Here is a 16,788-nt window from a genome sequence, read left to right as displayed (position 1 = left end):
TTTACGAAGGCGCGGACTGGGGCGAGCTGTACGACCTGGACCACGATCCGACGGAATTCGCGCAATCTCTGGCACGAACCTGCGCTGGCGGATGTGCGCCAGCAACTGCTGCATGAGCTGGTGCAGACGATGATCGCGCATAGCGACGCCAGCCCCAACCCGACCGCGCTGGCCTGAGGCCAGCGACTGCAGCAGAGCCGTCCACAGCGGCTGCCATACCGATAACGATTCGACGGAGACAAAGCATGACCCGCCTCACCCCCTTCCTGTCCGCCATCGCATTGCTGGCCGCCGTGCCTGCGCACGCGCAGGACGCGTACCCGTCGCGCCCGGTACGCCTGATCGTCAACTTCCCGGCCGGGGGCCCGCTCGATACCGTGGCCCGGCTCGTCGCCGAGCGCGCCGGGCGCGACCTCAGGCAGCCGGTGGTGGTCGAGAACCGCGCCGGCGCCGGCGGCAACGTCGGCGCGGAAGCCGCCGCGCGCGCCGCGCCCGATCGCTATACGCTGCTGATGTCGACCGACACGCTGGTGACGGTCAACCCGTTCGCCTACCGCAAGATGGCATTCGACCCGGTGCGCGACCTGCAGCCGATCGGGCTGGCCGGCACCTTCAACCAGGTGCTGGTGACGCATCCGGACCTGAAGGCCGGCAACCTGAACCAGTTCCTGGCGCTGGCCCGGAGCAAGGACCTGTCCTATGCGTCGGCGGGCATCGCGTCGCCCGGCCATATCGCCTTCGAGATGCTCAAGGTGCGCACCCGCATCCCCGCCACCCACGTGCCTTACAAGGGCAATGCGCCGGCGCTGAGCGACGTGCTGGCGGGCCAGGTCCCGGCCGGCTTCCTGGCCACGCCCACGGCGGTGCAGTACATCCGCAGCGGCAAGCTGGTGCCGCTGGCGGTTTCCGGCAACAAGCGCGATCCGCTGCTGCCGGACGTGCCCACCGTGGCCGAAGCCGGCGTCGCGGGCTTTGACGCCGAGTTTGCTTTCGTGATGCTGGCGCCCGCGGGCATGCCCGCCCCGATCCGCGCGCGCTGGGAGCAAGAACTCAAATCCATCTTCGCCGATGCCGGGTTCCAGCGCACGCTGGCAGCGCAGGGCGTGCGGCCGCAGGCCAGCGACGGCGCCCAGGCGGCACAGTGGCTGGGCGCGGGCAGCAAGCGTTGGGGAGAGCTGATCCGCAAGCTGGCGATCTCGCTGGATTGAGGCCGCCAGCACCTGCCCTGGCGCGCGGCTGCGCTCAGGCCACCGTCCCAGCCGGCCGCGCCAGCGGCGCCGCGTCTTCCTTGCCGCCACTGCCGCCAGCCTGCTCCAGGTCCATGCCGGTGGTTTCGGGTAGCAGCGCGGCGGCCACCACCACCATCGCATAGCCGACCCCCGCGACAATCGCGATCGCGGTCGGCAGCGAGGTGTGCTCCGAGCTGAGCCATCCCACCGACAGCGGAAACAGCGAGCCGATCACGCGGCCGGCATTGTACGAAACGCCATACCCCGTCGCGCGGATATCGTTGGGATAGGACTCGGCGATGGTTGCGCCGATCCCGGCAAACACGCCCTGCATCAGCACGCCGAGCGGGAAGCCGAGGAACAGCATGGAAGTGTTGGACACCGGGATCACCATGTAGACCAGCGCGGCGATGAACGCCCCCGCGGCGAAGACGATGTAGGTCAGCCGGCGGCCCCAGCGGTCGGTGGCATAGGCGCCCGCCACGTAGCCGGCCAGTGAGCCGATGATGGTGACCGTCAGGTAGGAACTGGTGCCGAACACCGACAGGCCGCGCTCGGTCTTGAGGAAGGTCGGCAGCCACGTGGCGATGGCGTAGTAAGCGCCCAGCATGCCGCCTGACAGCAGGCTGCACAGCAGGGTCTTGGCCAGCAGCGGGCCGCGGAAGAGCCGGCCCAGCCCGGCCAGCGCCGAGCCGTGGTTGCCGGCAGCGCGGCTCTTCAGGAAGATCTCGGGCTCTTCGAGGTTGCGGCGCAGGTAGATCACCACCAGCGCCGGCAGGATGCCGAGGAAGAAGCAGACGCGCCATGCCGTCTCGGCCGGCAGCACGCTGAACGTGATCGCATACACGATCGCCGCCGCGCCCCAGCCGAAGGAATAGCTGCTGGCGGTAAAGCCCGAATATTTGCCGCGGTGCGCGGGGTTGCGGATCATCTCGGTCACCAGCACCATGCACAGCGACGATTCGCCGCCGAACCCCAGCCCCTGGATCATGCGGAATACCATCAGTTGCTCCGGCGACTGTGCCAGCCCGCACAGGAAGCACGCGCCCGCGAACACGATGATGGTCCAGCGCAGCACGCGCACGCGGCCGTAGCGATCGGCCAGGATGCCGGCCCCGATGGCCCCGACCAGCGACGACACCAGCGTCCAGGTGACGATCGCCCCGGCGGTCGATTTGCTCATGCCCCACTGCCCCAGCAGCGTGGAGATGAGGAAGGAATAGATCATGAAGTCGAACACGTCGACGGCATGCCCCAGGAACGCGCCATAGAATCCCTTGCGCTCCATGCGCGACAAATCACGGAACCAATCGAACATGATCCCCTCCCCTGTGGTGTGTGATGTGTTGTGGTTGGTTGTGGTCAGTTGCAGTGCGCCGCGGACTGCGGCGGCTTCGGCGTCCGATATGCATAGCCCGCTTCCTCCAGCAGGCAGGCAAAACGCAAGGCGGTGAAATCCTGGTAGCGGCCGGCGACGATCTGCACGCCAACCGGCAGCCCGCCGGCACCAGGGCCGATCGGCGCCACGGCGGAAGGCAGGCCGCACAGCCCCGAATGGCCGGCCCAGAACAACTGCGTGGTCATCGGCTGCGGGCGGCCGTTGACGGTGAGCATGCGCTGCCACGGTTCGCCGGCCTCGTCGAGCGCAAACGCCGTAGTGGCGGCGGCCGGACACAGCAGCACGTCGTAGCGGGTGAAGAAGCTGCGCCAGGCGGCGGCGAAGCGTTCGCGCGCCACCTGCAGGCGCAGCCAGTCGCGGTGGCGCAGCGTCGCGCCGGTGTACTGCAGGGTCGCGTAGTCGTGATCGCCGGCGGTGGCGGTGGCGCTGCGGGCCAGCGCATCGGCGAAGGCCGCGTCATCCATGTGCACCGAGGTGGTGGCACGCAGCAGCGTCACGTAGGCATGCCACAACTCGCCGGCGTCGAAGTCCGGCCGTTCATGCCAGCCGACGTGGGCACCTTGCTCCGCCAGCCACTGGCCCAGCTGCTCGATCTGCGCGGCGACCTCGCCGTCCGCTTCGGCCTGGGCATGGGTCGGCAGCACAGCGATGCGGAAGTCGGCGAGCCGGCGGTGCGGGCATTCCGGCCACTGCAGGCGATATGGCAGCGCGTCGTCACCGTGCGGGCCCGCGATGACGCGCAATACCGGTTCCAGGTCGCGCGCGCTACGAGCCAGCGGGCCGGCGACATTGATGTCCTGCTCGCCGAAGCGCGCGGCACCGGTGCCGTGGCCGGCCAGCGGCACCAGCCCGTGGCTCGGCTTGAGCGAGAAAATGCCGCAGTAGTGCGCGGGATTGCGCAGCGACGAACCGATATCGGAACCCACGTCGAAGAACGACAGGCCGGCGCAGACCGCCGCGGCGCTGCCGCCCGACGACCCGCCCGGCGTGCGCGTCGGATCGTGCGGGTTGCGCGTGGTGCCGTAGATCGCGTTGTAGCTCTGCCAATCGCGCAGGCCGAGCGGGACGTTGGTCTTGCCGAGCAGGATCGCGCCGGCGTCGCGCAGCCGCTGCACCACCACCGCGTCGCGCTCCGCCACGTGCCCGCGCAGGGCCGGATTGCCGCAGGTGGTCGGCCAGCCGGCGACGTCGAACGACTCCTTGACCGAGAACGGCACGCCGTCGAGCACGCCGCGTGCCTGGCCGGCACGGCGGCGCCGGTCACTGTCGCGCGCCGCCGCGCGGGCCGCATCGAAATCCGACAGCACCAGCGCGTTGATGATGCCGTGCCATTGCCGCTGGGCCGCCTCGCAGGCATTCACTAGCTGCTCCGACGACACCGTGCCATCGGCAAGCCGCTGCGCCACCTCCCATAGCGGCGGAAAGCCGCCAGTCGTCCAGTCCGGCAGGTTCACATCGGCTCCTTGTCGTTATCCGCGCCGTTTCGGCGCGGTGGGGGCGTATGAGGGCTCACGGTATCTCGGCTGCGTTGGTATACTATATTCCGTATCTCGCGCAGCGCAAGGGAAAAGCATGCGCGCGAGGTCGCGAGCGAGCTTTGCGAAGGTATTGGATGACAGGGAAGGATGGCCCGCAGGACGCGTGCCAGGAGGGAGGCGGGAACAGCCAGGCGACGCGGCGGAGGCTCCGCCGCGCGTTATTCAGTGGGGATCAGCAATGGCCGCGGCGCGGCGCGCGGCCGCCCAGTGCAAGGAAAAAGCGGCCGATATCGCGTAGCCGCAGCGGCAACAGCGGGGTGGCATGGCGCACCGCGTCGCGCGCGGCAAAGTGGCCCAGCAATTGCTGGCCGACGGGTTGCGAAAGGTAGCGTTGTTCGGACGACTGCATGGCAAATCTCGTGATCTTGAGTGACTACAGTATACACTCAATTGGTGCAGTGCGTCATACCAGGGCACGTCATGCCACATGCAGGCCTGGGATGCGGCCGGACGGCAAGCCATCGACGGGACGGCCGAGAGAAGGCCGCCGAGGCGCTCAGGCTGCCTGCGCCGCGCTGCCCTGCCCGTCCACCGGCAGATCAGCGGCCTTGGCCGCGCTGTAAACGTGGCGCGCGGCCAGAAGTGCCGCGAGGTCGGCGTCGCCGGCGATCACCGCCTGCAGGATCTGCGCGTGCTCGTCCCAGTTCTGGCGCGCGCGCACCACGTTGGCGGGGCCGAACAGCACCGCGGTGCGCTCGCGCAGCGAACGCATCATTTCCTGCAGCACGCTGTTGGCCGCGATGGTGCCGAGCACTTCGTGGAAGCGCGTATTGAGCGCCAGCAGCTCATCCGCGCGACCCTGCGCCGCGGCCTCCATGCCCTGCCGCAACACGGTTTCCAGCTCCGCCACCAGCGCCGGGTCGCGCCGCTGCGCGGCGAGCTTGGCGTTGAGGCCCTCCAGTGTGGCGCGCACTTCGACCATCTCGCGCGCAATCACCGGTGACAGGCTGGCCACGGTCGCGCCGCGGCGGGGCTCGATCACCACCAGCCCTTCACTGGCGAGCGCGCGCAGCGCCTCGCGCACCGGGATGCGCGATACGCCCAGTTCCGCCGAGAGCTTGTTCTCCACCAGCCGTTCCCCCGGGGCGTATTTGCCGTTCAGGATGCCTTCGCGCAGCTTGTCGGTGACAAGGGCGAACAGCGGCGAGTGGCTGGCACCGAGGCTCAGCGGCTCGGCGGGCGCGGCAGGAGACGGAGTGAGGGACATGGGTCGGCAGAGGCGTAAGCGGAAAGGCTGGCGTCATTGTATACCAGCCATTTATGCATACCGCCATGTCTTAACAAGGGTGCTGGAACGTGAAGCTGTCGGCGTACAGGTGGTCGGGACTCGCCCCATGCTCGATAAAGGCGGAACGCGCGTCGCGGATCATGTCGGGCGAGCCGCACAGGTAGATCGCGTATTCGCTCAGGTCGCCAAGGTCGGCCAGCGCCGCGTCATGCACATAGCCGCGCCGGCCCCGCCAGTCCGCGCCGGCGCGTGACAGCACCGGCGCATAGCGGAAGTCGTAGAGCCGTTCGCCCCAGCCCGGAATCTCGCGGTGCAGGTACAGGTCCTGCGCCTGCCGCATGCCCCAGTACAACGACACCGGCGGGCAGTCGGGATCGTCCATCAGCGATTCCAGGATCGCCTTGATCGGCGCCAGGCCGGTGCCGGTGGCAACCATCAGCAGCGGCCGGTAGTCGCTGGCGCGGTAGAAGAAGCTGCCCAGCGGCAACTCGACCTCGATCGCATCGCCGGCACGCATGCGCGGCAGGATGCCATCGGTGAAGGCGCCGCCGGGAATGCGCCGCACGTGCAGGTCGATGCGCCCATCGCGCGGCACCGACGCCATCGAGAAGCTGCGGGCGAGCCCGTCGCCGCTCAGCAGCTTCAAATACTGGCCGGGCCGGTAGTCCAGCGCACCCGCGTCGGGCACCTCCAGCTCGACGTGCATGACGTCGGCCGACAGCGGGCGCAGCGCCCGCACCACCGCGCGATGCCGCGCCGGTTCGGCGCAGGCCTCCTCGTCGCGCGCCGTGCTGATGACAAGGTCGGCCTGCGGCTGCGCCTGGCACGCCAGCGCGAAACCCGCCGCGGCCTCGTCGGGGGCGAGGCCGAACGGTTCCTCGTCGTAGCGCACCTGTCCGTCGAGCAGGCGGATGCGGCAGGTGCCGCAGCCGCCCAGCTGGCAGTCGTGGCGCAAGGCAACGCCGGCGCGCTGCGCCGCCTGCAGCAGCGTCTCGCCGCGCTCGACCAAGAAGACCTGCTCCGTTTCGGCAACCTGGATGCGGTACGACATGGAAGCTCCCGGCAAGCGTGCTTACTTCTTGATATCGGCCTGCACCAGCACCCGCAGCTCCTGCGGCGCCAGCAGTTCGGCCAGCGCCTGCAGCGCGGCCAGGCCGGCCTGGGTGTCCTGCTCGCCGTTGCCGCCGGACAGGCCGATGCCGCCGATCACTTCGTCGTTGACGACGATCGGGAAGCCGCCGACAAAGGCGGCGAACTTGCCCTCGAAGCTCCACTGGATGCCGAAGGCCTCGTTGCCCGGTAGCGCCGGCCCGTTCGGCGGCGTGGTGAACAGGTGCGTCGAGCGCTTGTGGCCCGCGGCGGTGAACGCCTTGTTCCACGCGATCTGCGGACCGGTGATGCGGGCGCCGTCCATGCGCTCGAGCGCGAGCGGATAGCCGCCCTCGTCGACCACGCAGATCGACTCCAGCACGCCGATCTCTTCCGAGCGCCGGATCGCGGCCGCAACCATATGGCGCGCTTCGCGCAGTTCCAGCTTGATGGCATTCTTCATGACGATGACTCCTTGCTGCGGGACGCAGCTCATGCGCCCCGGTAGACGGTCTTGACCTGCGTATAGAACTCCAGCCCGGTGCGGCCCGATTCGCGGAAGGTCGAGGTGCTCGACCGCTTCAGCCCGCCGAACGGCGCGTTGACCAGGTTGCCGGTGGTGGTGCGGTTGATCTTGACCGTGCCCGCCTCGATGTCGTTGGCGAAGTGGTGGATGTAGCGCGGGTTGCTGGTGACGATGGCCGCGGCCAGGCCGTATTCGGTATCGTTGGCCTTGGCAATGGCGTCGGCATAGTCGGTGAAGCCCAGGATGGCGATCACCGGCCCGAAGATCTCCTCGCGCGCGATCCGCATCTGCGGGGTCACGTCGGCGAACACAGTCGGCGCGACGTAGTAGCCCTTGTCGTAATCGCCGCCGGTCAGCCGCGCACCGCCGCACAGCAGCGTCGCCTCGGCCTTGCCGACGTCGAGGTAGCGCAGCACCGTCTCCAGCTGCCGGGCCGATGCCAGCGGCCCCAGGTCCATGCCCGGCGTCATGCCGCTGCCGACCTTCAGCGTGGCAACCCTGGCCAGCAGGCGCTCGGTATAGGCCGCCTTGACCGCCTCGGCCACCAGCACGCGGCTGGTGCCGGTGCACGCCTGTCCCGACAGCGAGAACCCGCCCTTGATGGTCAGGTCCACCGCGCGGTCGAGATCGGCATCTTCCATCACGATCAGCGGGTTCTTGCCGCCCAGTTCCATCTGCGTGCGTGTGGTGAGCGGCACCGCCCGGTGGATCTGCTCGCCCGCGCGCGACGAGCCCGTGAACGAGATCGCGCGCACCGCCGGCGCCTCGGTGATGGCGGCGCCGATCTCGCCGGCGCTGCCGGTGATGAAGTTCAGCACGCCCTTGGGCAGCCCGGCCTTGACCAGCGCCTCGGCCAGCCGGTAGCCCGACAGCGGCGCCTCGGACGACGGCTTGAACACCACCGTGTTACCGGTCACCAGCGCCGGCGCGATCTTGCGCGCGGGGATCGATATCGGGAAATTCCACGGCGCGATCACCGTGACCACGCCCAGCGGCTCGCGCTGGCTGTAGACGAGCTGGTCGGGGTCGTCGTTGGGATACACCTCGCCGGTGAAGGTCTGCCCTTCCACGGCATAGAAGCGCAGCGTCTGGGCCGAGCGCAGCACCTCGTCGCGCGCCAGCGCCAGCGCCTTGCCTTCCTCGCGCGTCAGCTCGGCGGCGATGCTGTCGGCATTGGCTTCGAGGTGGTCGGCGGCGCGGTTGAGCATGGCGGCGCGCTTGCCGACCGGCGTCTTCTTCCAGCCGGCAAAGGCTGCGGCCGCAGCGGCCACGGCGGCCTGCGCGTCCACCGCGGACGACGCCTGGAAGCGGCCCACCAGGTCTGCGGTGTCGGCCGGGTTGACGTTGTCGAAGGTGCGGCCCGACTGGCAGGCCGTCCATTCGCCGTCGATATGGTTGAGGAACACAGTCATCGTCGATCCCGTTGCGTGGCGCCGCTCAGGCCGCCATGTCCAGTTCCGGCAGCGGCAGCTCCTGCTCGACGTAGTCGTGGTAGAGCGCGGTCGTGTACAGCAGGCGCATCTGCGCGCCGATTTCGCAGATCTTCAGGCAGCGCTGCTGCAGTTCCGGCGTATTGGCGTGCTCCAGCACGATCTGGTAGCCGCGCTCGCCGTGGATCTCGTCCGAGACGATATGCAGGTCGAAGAATTCGACCTCTTCGTCGGTGAACTGGTACTTGTCGCGCAGCGTCGGCGTCTGCTTGCGGTAGATCGACGGCACCTGCGATTCCAGTCCCACCACCAGGCCGGCCACGGCCACGATCGGGTCCTCGCGCATCGCCACCGCGTAGCACCAGCTCTGCAGGCCGCGCGTGGTGGGCGACATATTGTCCGGGTCGATCACGCGCTCGCGCGTGGTGCCGCAGGCTTCGGCAAAACGGATCAGCAGGTCGGTATGGCGGTCGCCGCCGATCTCTTCCTCATACATGTTGGCCAGCAGGAAGTCCTTGGCCTCGGTATAGCGGTCCGGCGTGCGCGCATAGATGTAGCCGAGGTAATCCGCGAACGGCCCGACGTAGTGGTAGTGGTTCTCGGCCCAGCGCGCGAGATGGGCGCGGGTCAGCTTGCCGCTGGCCCAGGCCACGCTGAACGGCGCCTGGTTGGCGCTCTTGCCTTTGATCGCTTGTTCGAGGGCGGCACGGAATGCTTCGCGGTTCATCAGTTCGGCCATGACGGGCTCCTGGTTGTCGGTGTGGGGCGATGCGATGGGTAGGGATGCCGGAAAAGCTGGTTTCGGTGTGTCCCGGCATGTTTGTATACTATATACAGTCGATCGGCGACGACAAGGGCTCTGTTGACTCATCCACATCAGTGTTTACCCGAGACGTCCGAGGCGGCGAGCGTCAGCCAGCACGGCGATTCGCCCCGCCCGCGATACGCGACCACGCGTATCCCGCCAGGGCGACGTCTTCCAACCCCACGCCGACCGACTTGTAGATCACGATGTCGTCATCGCGCTGTCGCGGCGACACCTTGCCGAGCACCACGTCGGCCAGTTCGACGATCTTTTCCGGCGGCAGTGCGCCGGGACCGGCCAGCACGATATCGCCCGCCTCGCGGGTCGATTGCGGCCGCCATTCCACCACCACGGCGGCGGCGCGGCGCAGCGCGGTGTCGTCCAGTTCGCGCGTGTGCGGCAGGCTCGAGCCGATCGCGGCGACGAAGGCGCCGGGCCGGATCGCCGCACCGGAGAACAGCGGCGCGGTCGCGCGCGAGGCGGTGACGATGATGTCGGCCTCGGCCACCGCGGCGTCGGGTTCGGCCAGCGCCACCGGGATGCCGCACTGCGCCGACAACCGCTCCGGCATGCCGGCGTCGGCATGCGGATCGGACACCAGGATGCGCTCCAGCCCGAGCGTGGCGCTGAGCTGGCGCGCGTGCTGCGCGCCCTGCGTGCCGGCACCGAACAGGGCCAGCGTGCGCGCACCGGCGCGGGCCAGCCGCTGCGCCGCCAGCGTGGTGCAGGCGGCCGTGCGCAGCCGCGTGATGGCGCCGGCGTCGAACGAAGCCAGCGGGCGGCCGTCTTCGGTAGAGAAGATCAGGATGACGAAGGAGAACTGGCCGTTGATGGTGGTGTAGACCTTGGCCCCGGCCACGCCCTGCTGCGGGATCACCGCGCCCAGCGTCGACAGCTTGACCGCGCCTGCCTCGGTGCGGATCCGCGCCTGCATCGCGGCATCGCCGCGGCCGAAGCTGGAAAAGGCCGTCGCCATGACGTCGAGGGCCGCTTCCGGCGTGACATGGGCATCGATCATGGCATCAGTGATGTGCTGCATGGAAACTCCGCTGGTGGGTTAGTTGCAAAGCGAGAAAATCCGTGTGGGCACGCCGTCTCAGGCAAACGCCGCGCGGCCGAGCACGCCCAGCGCGCCGGCCGCGCACAGGCCCAGCAGCAAGCGGCGCACGGCCTGGGCAGAAACGCGGCCGCGCAGCCGGTTCGACAGCGCAAACCCGGCCAGCAGGAACGGCGCGAGTGCCAGTGCCAGTAACAGTTGCGGCATGCCGAAGCGCCCGGCCAGCGTCAGCATGGCCAGCGACAGCACGGCGCCGCCCGACAGGATGGTGCCCATGGTTGCGCGCATCGGCGCAGGCGCCATGTGCTGCATGACCAGTGCGAACGGCGGCGCGCCGGCCGAAGTGATGGTCCCCATGAAGCCGGACAGCGTGCCGGCGATCACTACGTTGCGCGCCCCCGGCAGCAGCCGCCAGCCAAGCAGGCTCAGCGCCACCGCGGCCAGGATAGACAGCGAGAACAGCACCGCCAGCGGCCCCGGCGCCAGCCAGGCGATGGTCAGCACCGCCGCCGCGCCGCCGACTGCCCGCCCCACCAGGGCAAAGCCCGCCACCGGCCAGACGATGGCTTCGCGCTCGCGCAGCGCGCCCATCAGCGACAGGCAGCAACCCATCGCCAGCAGCGGCCCCGGCACCAGTTCCGGAAAAAAGATCGCGCCCAGCGGCGCGCACAGCATGGCAAAGCCGATCCCGCCCACGCCCTGCAGGCATGCGCCGGCCAGGATGAGCGCGCCCATCCACAGGTACTCCGGAGCGGAAAGGCCTGGAGGCAGCAGCGTCAGGAAGGCGGCGGGCATGGCATCGGTCATGGGCAGGGGAACAGCATGGTCCGGTTTTTAGAGAGGTTGTCGGTATACAGTCTACATACCGCCACGATCACCGGCAACGTATGGATGGACCGATGCACCATCGTACAGCACTGGATAACCCTGAAAATCCCTATAAATGTGCGCCTCACAGGCACATTGCACCGGCCTGAAATCCGCGTAAGTCCGGATGAAAAATCGCTTGGCGCGCAACAACTCTGGAATATAGTATACCGACACGGACCAACGCAGTCCGATGGAACCGCCCCCAAACCCCTCCGCCCCCAGGGAGTCTTCATGTCACAACAAGTCGTGATCGGTGCCGCGCACTGGATCTATCTGTCAGGGGTAGCAGTCATCGTGCTGACGATGATCCTGCGTGCCAATGTCGTCGTCCCCTCGATCGTCGGCACCGCCCTGGTCGTGTTCGCGCTGACCGGCAGCCCGGTGTCGGCACTGGCCGGGGTGTTCTCGGCCAGCCTGGTCGCCGCGCGCGAGCTGTTCAATATCTTCCTGGTGATCGCGTTCATGACGGCGCTGCTCAACGCGCTCAAGACGCTGCGCTCGGACATCCGCATGGTCGAGCCTTTCCGCGTGGTGATGAAGAACGGGCATTCGGCGTTCTTTATCCTGGCCGGCATCACCTACCTGATCTCGCTGTTCTTCTGGCCGACGCCGGCGGTGCCGCTGGTGTCGGCCATCCTGCTGCCGGCGGCGATCGCGGCCGGGCTGCCGCCGCTGGCGGGCGCGATGGCGATTGCCATCGCCGGGCAAGGCATGGCGCTGTCGTCGGACTATGTGATCGGCGTCGCGCCCGGCATCAGCGCCAAGGCCGCCGGCGCGGCGGTCAGCGCCGCGGTGGTGGCCGACCGCGCGCTGGCGCTGTCGCTGATCACCGGCGGCATCGCGCTGTGCCTGGCCTACCTGTCGATGCGCAAGCACATCGTGCCGGCGTGCGGCACGCTGCTCGACCGCTGGCAGGCGCGCGCCGGCGGCAGCGCCGAAGCCATCGATGGCGGCATCACCTTCGACAAGGCCGAGATCGCCAGGGGCACCGCCCACGCCGAACCGCTCGCCACCGACAGCAATATCGAAGCCAGCCTGTCGATGGTCGCGCGGCGGCGGGTGAAGTGGTCCAAATGCTTTGCCATCGTGACGCCGCTGGCCTTTCTAGCGGTGGTCGCAGTGATGGTGCTGCCCAAGCTTGGCGCCGGCGTGCAGGACCTGAAGGGCGGCGAAGCGGCCGCGCTGGTGGGCGGGGTCGCGGCGGTGCTGATGATGCTGGCGACGCTGGCCGCCGAAGGCCCGCGGCGCATGCTGGATGTCTGCCCGGAGCACATCACCGACGGCTTCGTCTTTGCCTTCAAGGCCATGGGGTCGGTGCTGCCGATCGCGGGCTTCTTCTTCGTCGGCGCCGGCGAGACCGCGGCGCACATCCTCGGCCTGCCGCCGGGCAAGGCGCCCAGCCTGCTGTTCGAGCTGATCCAGGCCTACCAGCACCTGATCCCCGACAACCACATGCTGGTCGCCTTCGGCGTGCTGCTGGTCGGCATGATCACCGGCATCGACGGCTCCGGCTTCGCCGGCCTGCCGCTGACCGGCACGCTGGCCGGCGCACTGGGCCCGGTGGTCGGCTTCGACCCCGCCACGCTGGCGGCGGTCGGCCAGATGGGCGCGGTCTGGACCGGCGGCGGCACGCTGGTGGCGTGGTCGTCGCTGATCGCGGTGGCCGGCTTTGCCCGCGTGCCGGTGCTGGAAGCGGTGCGCGCGCTGCTGATCCCGGTGCTGATCGGGCTGGCCTGCTCCACCGTGGCGGCGATGGTGCTGTGGTCGTAGGCGCGACGCAGCACCGCGACGAATTTACTGACCTGTTTCGCGACCTTTGCCCAGACCAACGATGCCAAAAGTCATCCTGCACAAGTTCGGCCAGACCTTTACCGACGAGGTCGGCCCCAACACCAACCTGGTTGTCCGCGCCGGGATCCGGCAGTTCCCCTACCCCAACTTGCGCTACGAATGCGGCATGGGCAAATGCTCGAAGTGCGCGTGCCGCGTGATCGCGGGCGCCGAGCACCTGCCGCCGCCCAACTGGAAGGAAAAGAAGCAGCTTGGCGAACGGCTCGAACAGGGCTACCGGCTGGCCTGCCAGTTGTGGATCGAGCATGACATCGAACTGGCCCAGGACGATGTGCCGGCCGCGGCGGCGCTGGCCGGGGCAAGCGCGGGGGCCTGACATGTTCGTGCTGCTGACCAGCCGTCCCGGCCAGTTCCGTACCGAGCCCACCGACGGCATGACCGCCGTCGAGGCCTACGACTACGTCTTCTACGGCAAGCCTGCCGCGCGCTTCGTCATTGCCGAGCTGGTCGCCGATACCAGGGTCCGCATACGGGAGGAAACGCCGCCCGGCATCGTCAACCTGGTCTCGACCCGTTTCCTCGACAAGTACGCCACGCTCGAAGCCGCCCGCGACGCGCTGCGCCAGCTGGCCAGCTTCGGCAGCATGGATATCGCCCTCGTAGCCGTGCCGGTTGCCGGGGACGGCCGCTCCTGAAGCCTTTCGCCTGCCCGCCAGGCATCTATCGCCATGATCCAGATCACCTTCCTGACCAACCACGGCAAGACCGTCACGGCACCGGCCAACAGCAACCTGCTGCGCGTGTCGCTGCGCGAACAGGGCGGCATCCCGTTCAAATGCGGCGGCGGCCTGTGCGGCACCTGCAAATGCCGCATCGAGCAGGGCCGCGAGCATACCGATGCGGTCAAGCCGAAGGAGCGGAAGCTGCTGACGGAAGCGGAGCTGGCCGATGGTTTCCGGCTGGCATGCCAGACCTTCATGGCCGGCGATGTCGCGGTCTCGTGGCAGCCGAAGGCGATGGCCGGGCGGCCGCAGCCGGCCGCCGCCAGCGACGAATAAGCGGGCGCCGCCGCTAGCGCCGCCTGGCCCCCACCAGCCCCGCGACCTCGTCCAGCATCGCCATATCGACCGGCTGCGACAGGTCCAGCGCGAGCGTGTGGCGGTAATACGGGCTCAGGTCCAGGCCGACCCCCAGCCCCCGTATTTCCACATCCCGCAGCGCCTCATGCCGCGCCACCACGGCCTTCAGGTGGTTGTCGAGGTAGCAGGCGTCGTTGGCCTGGCCGGTCGCGGTATCCATCGGGCTGCCGTCGGACACCACCACCAGGATGCGGCGCGCCTTGCCGCTGGCATGCAGGCGCGCGCAGGCCCACTCGACCGCCTCGCCGTCGACGCCTTCGCGGAACAGGTCGGCCTTCAGCAATGCCGTGATCCCGGTGCGGGCGCGGCGCCAGCTGCGCTGCGCGTCCTTGAACACCATGTGGCAGGTTTCGTTGAGCCGGCCCGGGTGCTGCGGGCGGCCGCGCGCGAGCCAGTCGCTGCGCGCCCGCCCGCCGTTCCACGCGTTGGTGGTAAAGCCCAGCACCTCGGTGGCGACGCCGGCCTGGTCCAGCGCGCGGGTGAGCAGGTCGACCAGCAGGGTCAGCGGCTCGGCCTGCGCCTTCATCGAGCCGGAGCAGTCGATCAGGAAGCCGACCACGCAATCGGCATGGGCCTTGTGCGCTTCCTGGCGGAACAGCCGGCGCTCGGCGGGCGAACTGACCAGCTGCGCCAGGCGGCGGCCGTCGATGCGGCCGCTTTCCTCGCCGAACGACCAGCCGTCCACGCGCGGCTGCGACAGCGCGGCGCGCAGCCGGCGCGCGAGACGGGCGATATTCACGCCCGCGCGCGCGATGCGTGCGTCCAGCCGCGTGCGGTACTCTTCCAGCAAGGCACGGCGCACCAGCGTGGCGGCGTGCACTTCGCGGTCGTAGCGGGTGGTATAGACGCGGTAGCCGTCGGTGGCATCGGCCAGCACGCGGCTATGGCCGCTGTCGGCCAGGGCGAAGTCCTCCGCGGGCGGTTCGTCGAAGTCGAGCCACAGCGCAAACCCGGCGCGCGCGGCGGAGGCGGCATGGTCGTCGTCTTCGCCGGCCCCGGGCGCTTCGGTGCGGATCATCTGCGCCACCGCACGCGCCAGCGCCAGCGCGTGGACGGCGTACGCGGCCTGGTCGTGGCGTTGCGCACGCAGCCCCGCCAGCTGCGTGCCCAGCATCGGCACGATGGCCGCACGCGTAGCCTCGATCAGGTCTTCCGTCTCTTCCAGTACCGGCTCGCCGCTCAGGCGCGACCACGCCACCTGCGCCACGGTGTAGAGCAGGATGCCGAGATGCCCGTCGGTCAGCCCCGAACGATGGAAGGCGCGCGACCACGCCAGGAAGCGATGGCGCAGGTTGGCCTCCACCCCGGCCATGCCGCGCGGCAGGCGGGTCTCGCAGCGCAGCTGCTCGAGCAGCTCGAACACCAGGCGCTCGACCGCATCGGCCGGGCACAGCCGCCGATGCAGCGCGGCGTCGGAATGCGCCTGGCGCAGCGCGGCGCCATCGGCGGCGCCGCGCAGGCACGCGGCGGTGTCGGTGTCCGGATCGGTGCGCAGGTGCGGCGCATGCTGCGGCACCGGGCGCAGCGCGCGCCACAGCTGGCCGTCGCGGAAATGCAGCGCGGCATCGCCGGTGAGCGCGCGCACGGCCGCGCCGGACAGCTCATCCTGCCGCTGGCGCCGGCGCAAGCGCTGGGCGAGCGCCGCCGCATTCATTGCACCGGCTCCGATGCCGTACTGACGCCGGCGGCCTCGCCCGGCAGATGGCCGAAGCAACGCTGGTAGTACTCCGCCACCACCGGGCGCTCGGCCTCGTCGCATTTGTTCAGGAAGGTCAACCGGAACGCGAGCGCGGGGTCGCGGAAGATCTGGCAGTTCTCGGCCCAGCTGATCACAGTGCGCGGCGACATCAGCGCCGACACATCGCCCGCGGCAAAGCCGCGCCGGGTCAGGCCGGCCAGCGCCACCATGGCATCGACCAGCGCGCGCCCGTCGGCGTCATCCAGCTCGGGCACGCGTGCCAGCACGATGCCGGCCTCTTCGTCGTGCGGCAGGTAGTCCAGCGTCGCCACCACGTTCCAGCGGTCGATCTGCGCGTGGTTGAGCAGCTGCGTGCCGTGATAGAGGCCGTTGACGTTGCCAAGCCCCACGGTGTTGGAGGTGGCAAAGAGACGGAACGAAGGATGGGGCCGGATCACGCGGTTCTGGTCCAGCAGCGTGAACTTGCCGTCGCGCTCCAGGATGCGCTGGATCACGAACATCACGTCGGGCCGGCCCGCGTCGTATTCGTCGAAGATCAGCGCCACCGGGCGCTGCAGCGCCCACGGCACGATGCCTTCCTGGAACTCGGTGACCTGGCGGCCGTCGCGCACCACGATGGCATCCTTGCCGACCAGGTCGAGCCGGCTGATATGGCCATCCAGGTTGACGCGCACGCAGGGCCAGTTCAGCCGCGCGGCCACCTGCTCGATATGGGTCGACTTGCCGCTGCCATGCAGGCCCTGCACCATCACGCGCCGATCGCGCATAAAGCCCGACAGGATCGCCAGCGTCACCTCGGGCTGGAAGCGGTAGGCCGGATCGATCTCCGGCACGTGGTCGTCGCGCTGGCTGAAGGCCGGCACCATCAGGCCGGAATCGATGCCGAACACGCTGCGCACCGGAATCACCCGGTCCGGCTTGCCAAACTGCTCTTGCGTCACCTTGTGCTCCTCGTTGCCTCGTGGCTTCTCGCCATCCATGCTCATCG

17 protein-coding genes are annotated in these 16,788 nt (G+C 69.1%); 5 read left to right on the top strand and 12 right to left on the bottom strand.

The features are described 5' to 3' along the window. Positions 1-245: 245 nt before the first annotated feature. Positions 246-1,208, top strand: coding sequence for a Bug family tripartite tricarboxylate transporter substrate binding protein (locus C7416_RS03695; protein ID WP_111517160.1), 963 nt, complete (start codon positions 246-248; stop codon positions 1,206-1,208). 34 nt (positions 1,209-1,242) lie between these two features. On the opposite strand, the gene C7416_RS03690 is transcribed toward C7416_RS03695, so the two are convergent. The 10 genes from C7416_RS03690 to C7416_RS03650 all read right to left on the bottom strand — a co-directional run bounded on the left by C7416_RS03690 (position 1,243) and on the right by C7416_RS03650 (position 11,036). Continuing rightward, the gene (locus C7416_RS03690) at positions 1,243-2,547 is read right to left on the bottom strand and encodes an MFS transporter (protein ID WP_111517159.1); all 1,305 of its coding nucleotides are present in this window, start codon (positions 2,545-2,547) and stop codon (positions 1,243-1,245) included. A gap of 44 nt (positions 2,548-2,591) precedes the next feature. Continuing rightward, positions 2,592-4,082, bottom strand: coding sequence for an amidase (locus C7416_RS03685; protein WP_111517158.1), 1,491 nt, complete (start codon positions 4,080-4,082; stop codon positions 2,592-2,594). Between the two features lie 256 nt (positions 4,083-4,338). Next, positions 4,339-4,515, bottom strand: a complete 177-nt coding sequence (locus C7416_RS29075; protein WP_181461140.1) for a hypothetical protein — start codon at positions 4,513-4,515, stop codon at positions 4,339-4,341. Between the two features lie 147 nt (positions 4,516-4,662). After that, entirely contained in the window at positions 4,663-5,373 is a 711-nt protein-coding gene (locus C7416_RS03680; RefSeq protein ID WP_111517157.1) for a GntR family transcriptional regulator, read from the bottom strand. 70 nt (positions 5,374-5,443) lie between these two features. Beyond that, entirely contained in the window at positions 5,444-6,445 is a 1,002-nt protein-coding gene (locus tag C7416_RS03675; protein WP_111517156.1) for a 2Fe-2S iron-sulfur cluster-binding protein, read from the bottom strand. Between the two features lie 21 nt (positions 6,446-6,466). Continuing rightward, the gene (locus C7416_RS03670; RefSeq protein WP_111517155.1) at positions 6,467-6,946 is read right to left on the bottom strand and encodes a GlcG/HbpS family heme-binding protein; all 480 of its coding nucleotides are present in this window, start codon (positions 6,944-6,946) and stop codon (positions 6,467-6,469) included. 29 nt (positions 6,947-6,975) lie between these two features. Continuing rightward, positions 6,976-8,421, bottom strand: coding sequence for an aldehyde dehydrogenase family protein (locus C7416_RS03665; RefSeq protein ID WP_111517154.1), 1,446 nt, complete (start codon positions 8,419-8,421; stop codon positions 6,976-6,978). A 25-nt stretch (positions 8,422-8,446) separates the two neighbouring features. Then, complete coding sequence (locus C7416_RS03660; RefSeq protein WP_092310146.1) at positions 8,447-9,178, bottom strand: iron-containing redox enzyme family protein; 732 nt, start codon at positions 9,176-9,178, stop codon at positions 8,447-8,449. Positions 9,179-9,350: 172 nt separating this feature from the next. Then, positions 9,351-10,283 carry an ornithine cyclodeaminase family protein gene (locus C7416_RS03655; protein WP_111517153.1) on the bottom strand — a complete coding sequence of 311 codons (933 nt, stop codon included), beginning with the start codon at positions 10,281-10,283 and terminating at the stop codon, positions 9,351-9,353. Between the two features lie 57 nt (positions 10,284-10,340). Further along, the gene (locus tag C7416_RS03650; RefSeq protein ID WP_111517491.1) at positions 10,341-11,036 is read right to left on the bottom strand and encodes a sulfite exporter TauE/SafE family protein; all 696 of its coding nucleotides are present in this window, start codon (positions 11,034-11,036) and stop codon (positions 10,341-10,343) included. 366 nt (positions 11,037-11,402) lie between these two features. Here C7416_RS03650 and C7416_RS03645 point away from each other — a divergent pair, with 366 nt between their 5' ends. The 4 genes from C7416_RS03645 (at position 11,403) to C7416_RS03630 (ending at position 14,020) form a co-directional block, all read left to right on the top strand. Beyond that, a complete protein-coding gene (locus C7416_RS03645; RefSeq protein WP_111517152.1) occupies positions 11,403-12,941 on the top strand; it encodes a hypothetical protein in 1,539 nt (512 codons plus the stop codon). Positions 12,942-13,002: 61 nt separating this feature from the next. Continuing rightward, the gene (locus C7416_RS03640; protein ID WP_111517151.1) at positions 13,003-13,338 is read left to right on the top strand and encodes a 2Fe-2S iron-sulfur cluster-binding protein; all 336 of its coding nucleotides are present in this window, start codon (positions 13,003-13,005) and stop codon (positions 13,336-13,338) included. Position 13,339: 1 nt separating this feature from the next. Then, positions 13,340-13,657 (top strand): ferredoxin, encoded by a 318-nt coding sequence (locus C7416_RS03635; protein WP_111517150.1) that lies wholly within the window; start codon positions 13,340-13,342, stop codon positions 13,655-13,657. Between the two features lie 33 nt (positions 13,658-13,690). Next, entirely contained in the window at positions 13,691-14,020 is a 330-nt protein-coding gene (locus C7416_RS03630; protein WP_111517149.1) for a 2Fe-2S iron-sulfur cluster-binding protein, read from the top strand. Between the two features lie 13 nt (positions 14,021-14,033). On the opposite strand, the gene C7416_RS03625 is transcribed toward C7416_RS03630, so the two are convergent. Both C7416_RS03625 and C7416_RS03620 read right to left on the bottom strand, forming a co-directional pair. Continuing rightward, entirely contained in the window at positions 14,034-15,755 is a 1,722-nt protein-coding gene (locus C7416_RS03625) for a cobaltochelatase CobT-related protein (RefSeq protein ID WP_111517148.1), read from the bottom strand. Continuing rightward, complete coding sequence (locus tag C7416_RS03620; RefSeq protein ID WP_111517490.1) at positions 15,752-16,780, bottom strand: AAA family ATPase; 1,029 nt, start codon at positions 16,778-16,780, stop codon at positions 15,752-15,754. The genes C7416_RS03625 and C7416_RS03620 overlap by 4 nt, the downstream gene beginning before the upstream one ends. Positions 16,781-16,788: the final 8 nt, after the last annotated feature.

The organism is Cupriavidus phytorum, assembly GCF_003254285.1.
Lineage (GTDB): Bacteria > Pseudomonadota > Gammaproteobacteria > Burkholderiales > Burkholderiaceae > Cupriavidus > Cupriavidus phytorum.
This window is presented reverse-complemented; position numbering and strand designations above follow the sequence as displayed.

Bases quoted from the DNA above. Each gene is read 5' to 3' on its own strand.
- C7416_RS03695 (WP_111517160.1), top strand. From the start codon at position 246: ATGACCCGCCTCACCCCCTTCCTGTCCGCCATCGCATTGCTGGCCGCC.
- C7416_RS03690 (WP_111517159.1), bottom strand. From the start codon at position 2,547: ATGTTCGATTGGTTCCGTGATTTGTCGCGCATGGAGCGCAAGGGATTC.
- C7416_RS29075 (WP_181461140.1), bottom strand. From the start codon at position 4,515: ATGCAGTCGTCCGAACAACGCTACCTTTCGCAACCCGTCGGCCAGCAA.
- C7416_RS03680 (WP_111517157.1), bottom strand. From the start codon at position 5,373: ATGTCCCTCACTCCGTCTCCTGCCGCGCCCGCCGAGCCGCTGAGCCTC.
- C7416_RS03675 (WP_111517156.1), bottom strand. From the start codon at position 6,445: ATGTCGTACCGCATCCAGGTTGCCGAAACGGAGCAGGTCTTCTTGGTC.
- C7416_RS03670 (WP_111517155.1), bottom strand. From the start codon at position 6,946: ATGAAGAATGCCATCAAGCTGGAACTGCGCGAAGCGCGCCATATGGTT.
- C7416_RS03665 (WP_111517154.1), bottom strand. From the start codon at position 8,421: ATGACTGTGTTCCTCAACCATATCGACGGCGAATGGACGGCCTGCCAG.
- C7416_RS03660 (WP_092310146.1), bottom strand. From the start codon at position 9,178: ATGGCCGAACTGATGAACCGCGAAGCATTCCGTGCCGCCCTCGAACAA.
- C7416_RS03655 (WP_111517153.1), bottom strand. From the start codon at position 10,283: ATGCAGCACATCACTGATGCCATGATCGATGCCCATGTCACGCCGGAA.
- C7416_RS03650 (WP_111517491.1), bottom strand. From the start codon at position 11,036: ATGGGCGCGCTCATCCTGGCCGGCGCATGCCTGCAGGGCGTGGGCGGG.
- C7416_RS03645 (WP_111517152.1), top strand. From the start codon at position 11,403: ATGTCACAACAAGTCGTGATCGGTGCCGCGCACTGGATCTATCTGTCA.
- C7416_RS03640 (WP_111517151.1), top strand. From the start codon at position 13,003: ATGCCAAAAGTCATCCTGCACAAGTTCGGCCAGACCTTTACCGACGAG.
- C7416_RS03635 (WP_111517150.1), top strand. From the start codon at position 13,340: ATGTTCGTGCTGCTGACCAGCCGTCCCGGCCAGTTCCGTACCGAGCCC.
- C7416_RS03630 (WP_111517149.1), top strand. From the start codon at position 13,691: ATGATCCAGATCACCTTCCTGACCAACCACGGCAAGACCGTCACGGCA.
- C7416_RS03625 (WP_111517148.1), bottom strand. From the start codon at position 15,755: ATGAATGCGGCGGCGCTCGCCCAGCGCTTGCGCCGGCGCCAGCGGCAG.
- C7416_RS03620 (WP_111517490.1), bottom strand. From the start codon at position 16,780: ATGGATGGCGAGAAGCCACGAGGCAACGAGGAGCACAAGGTGACGCAA.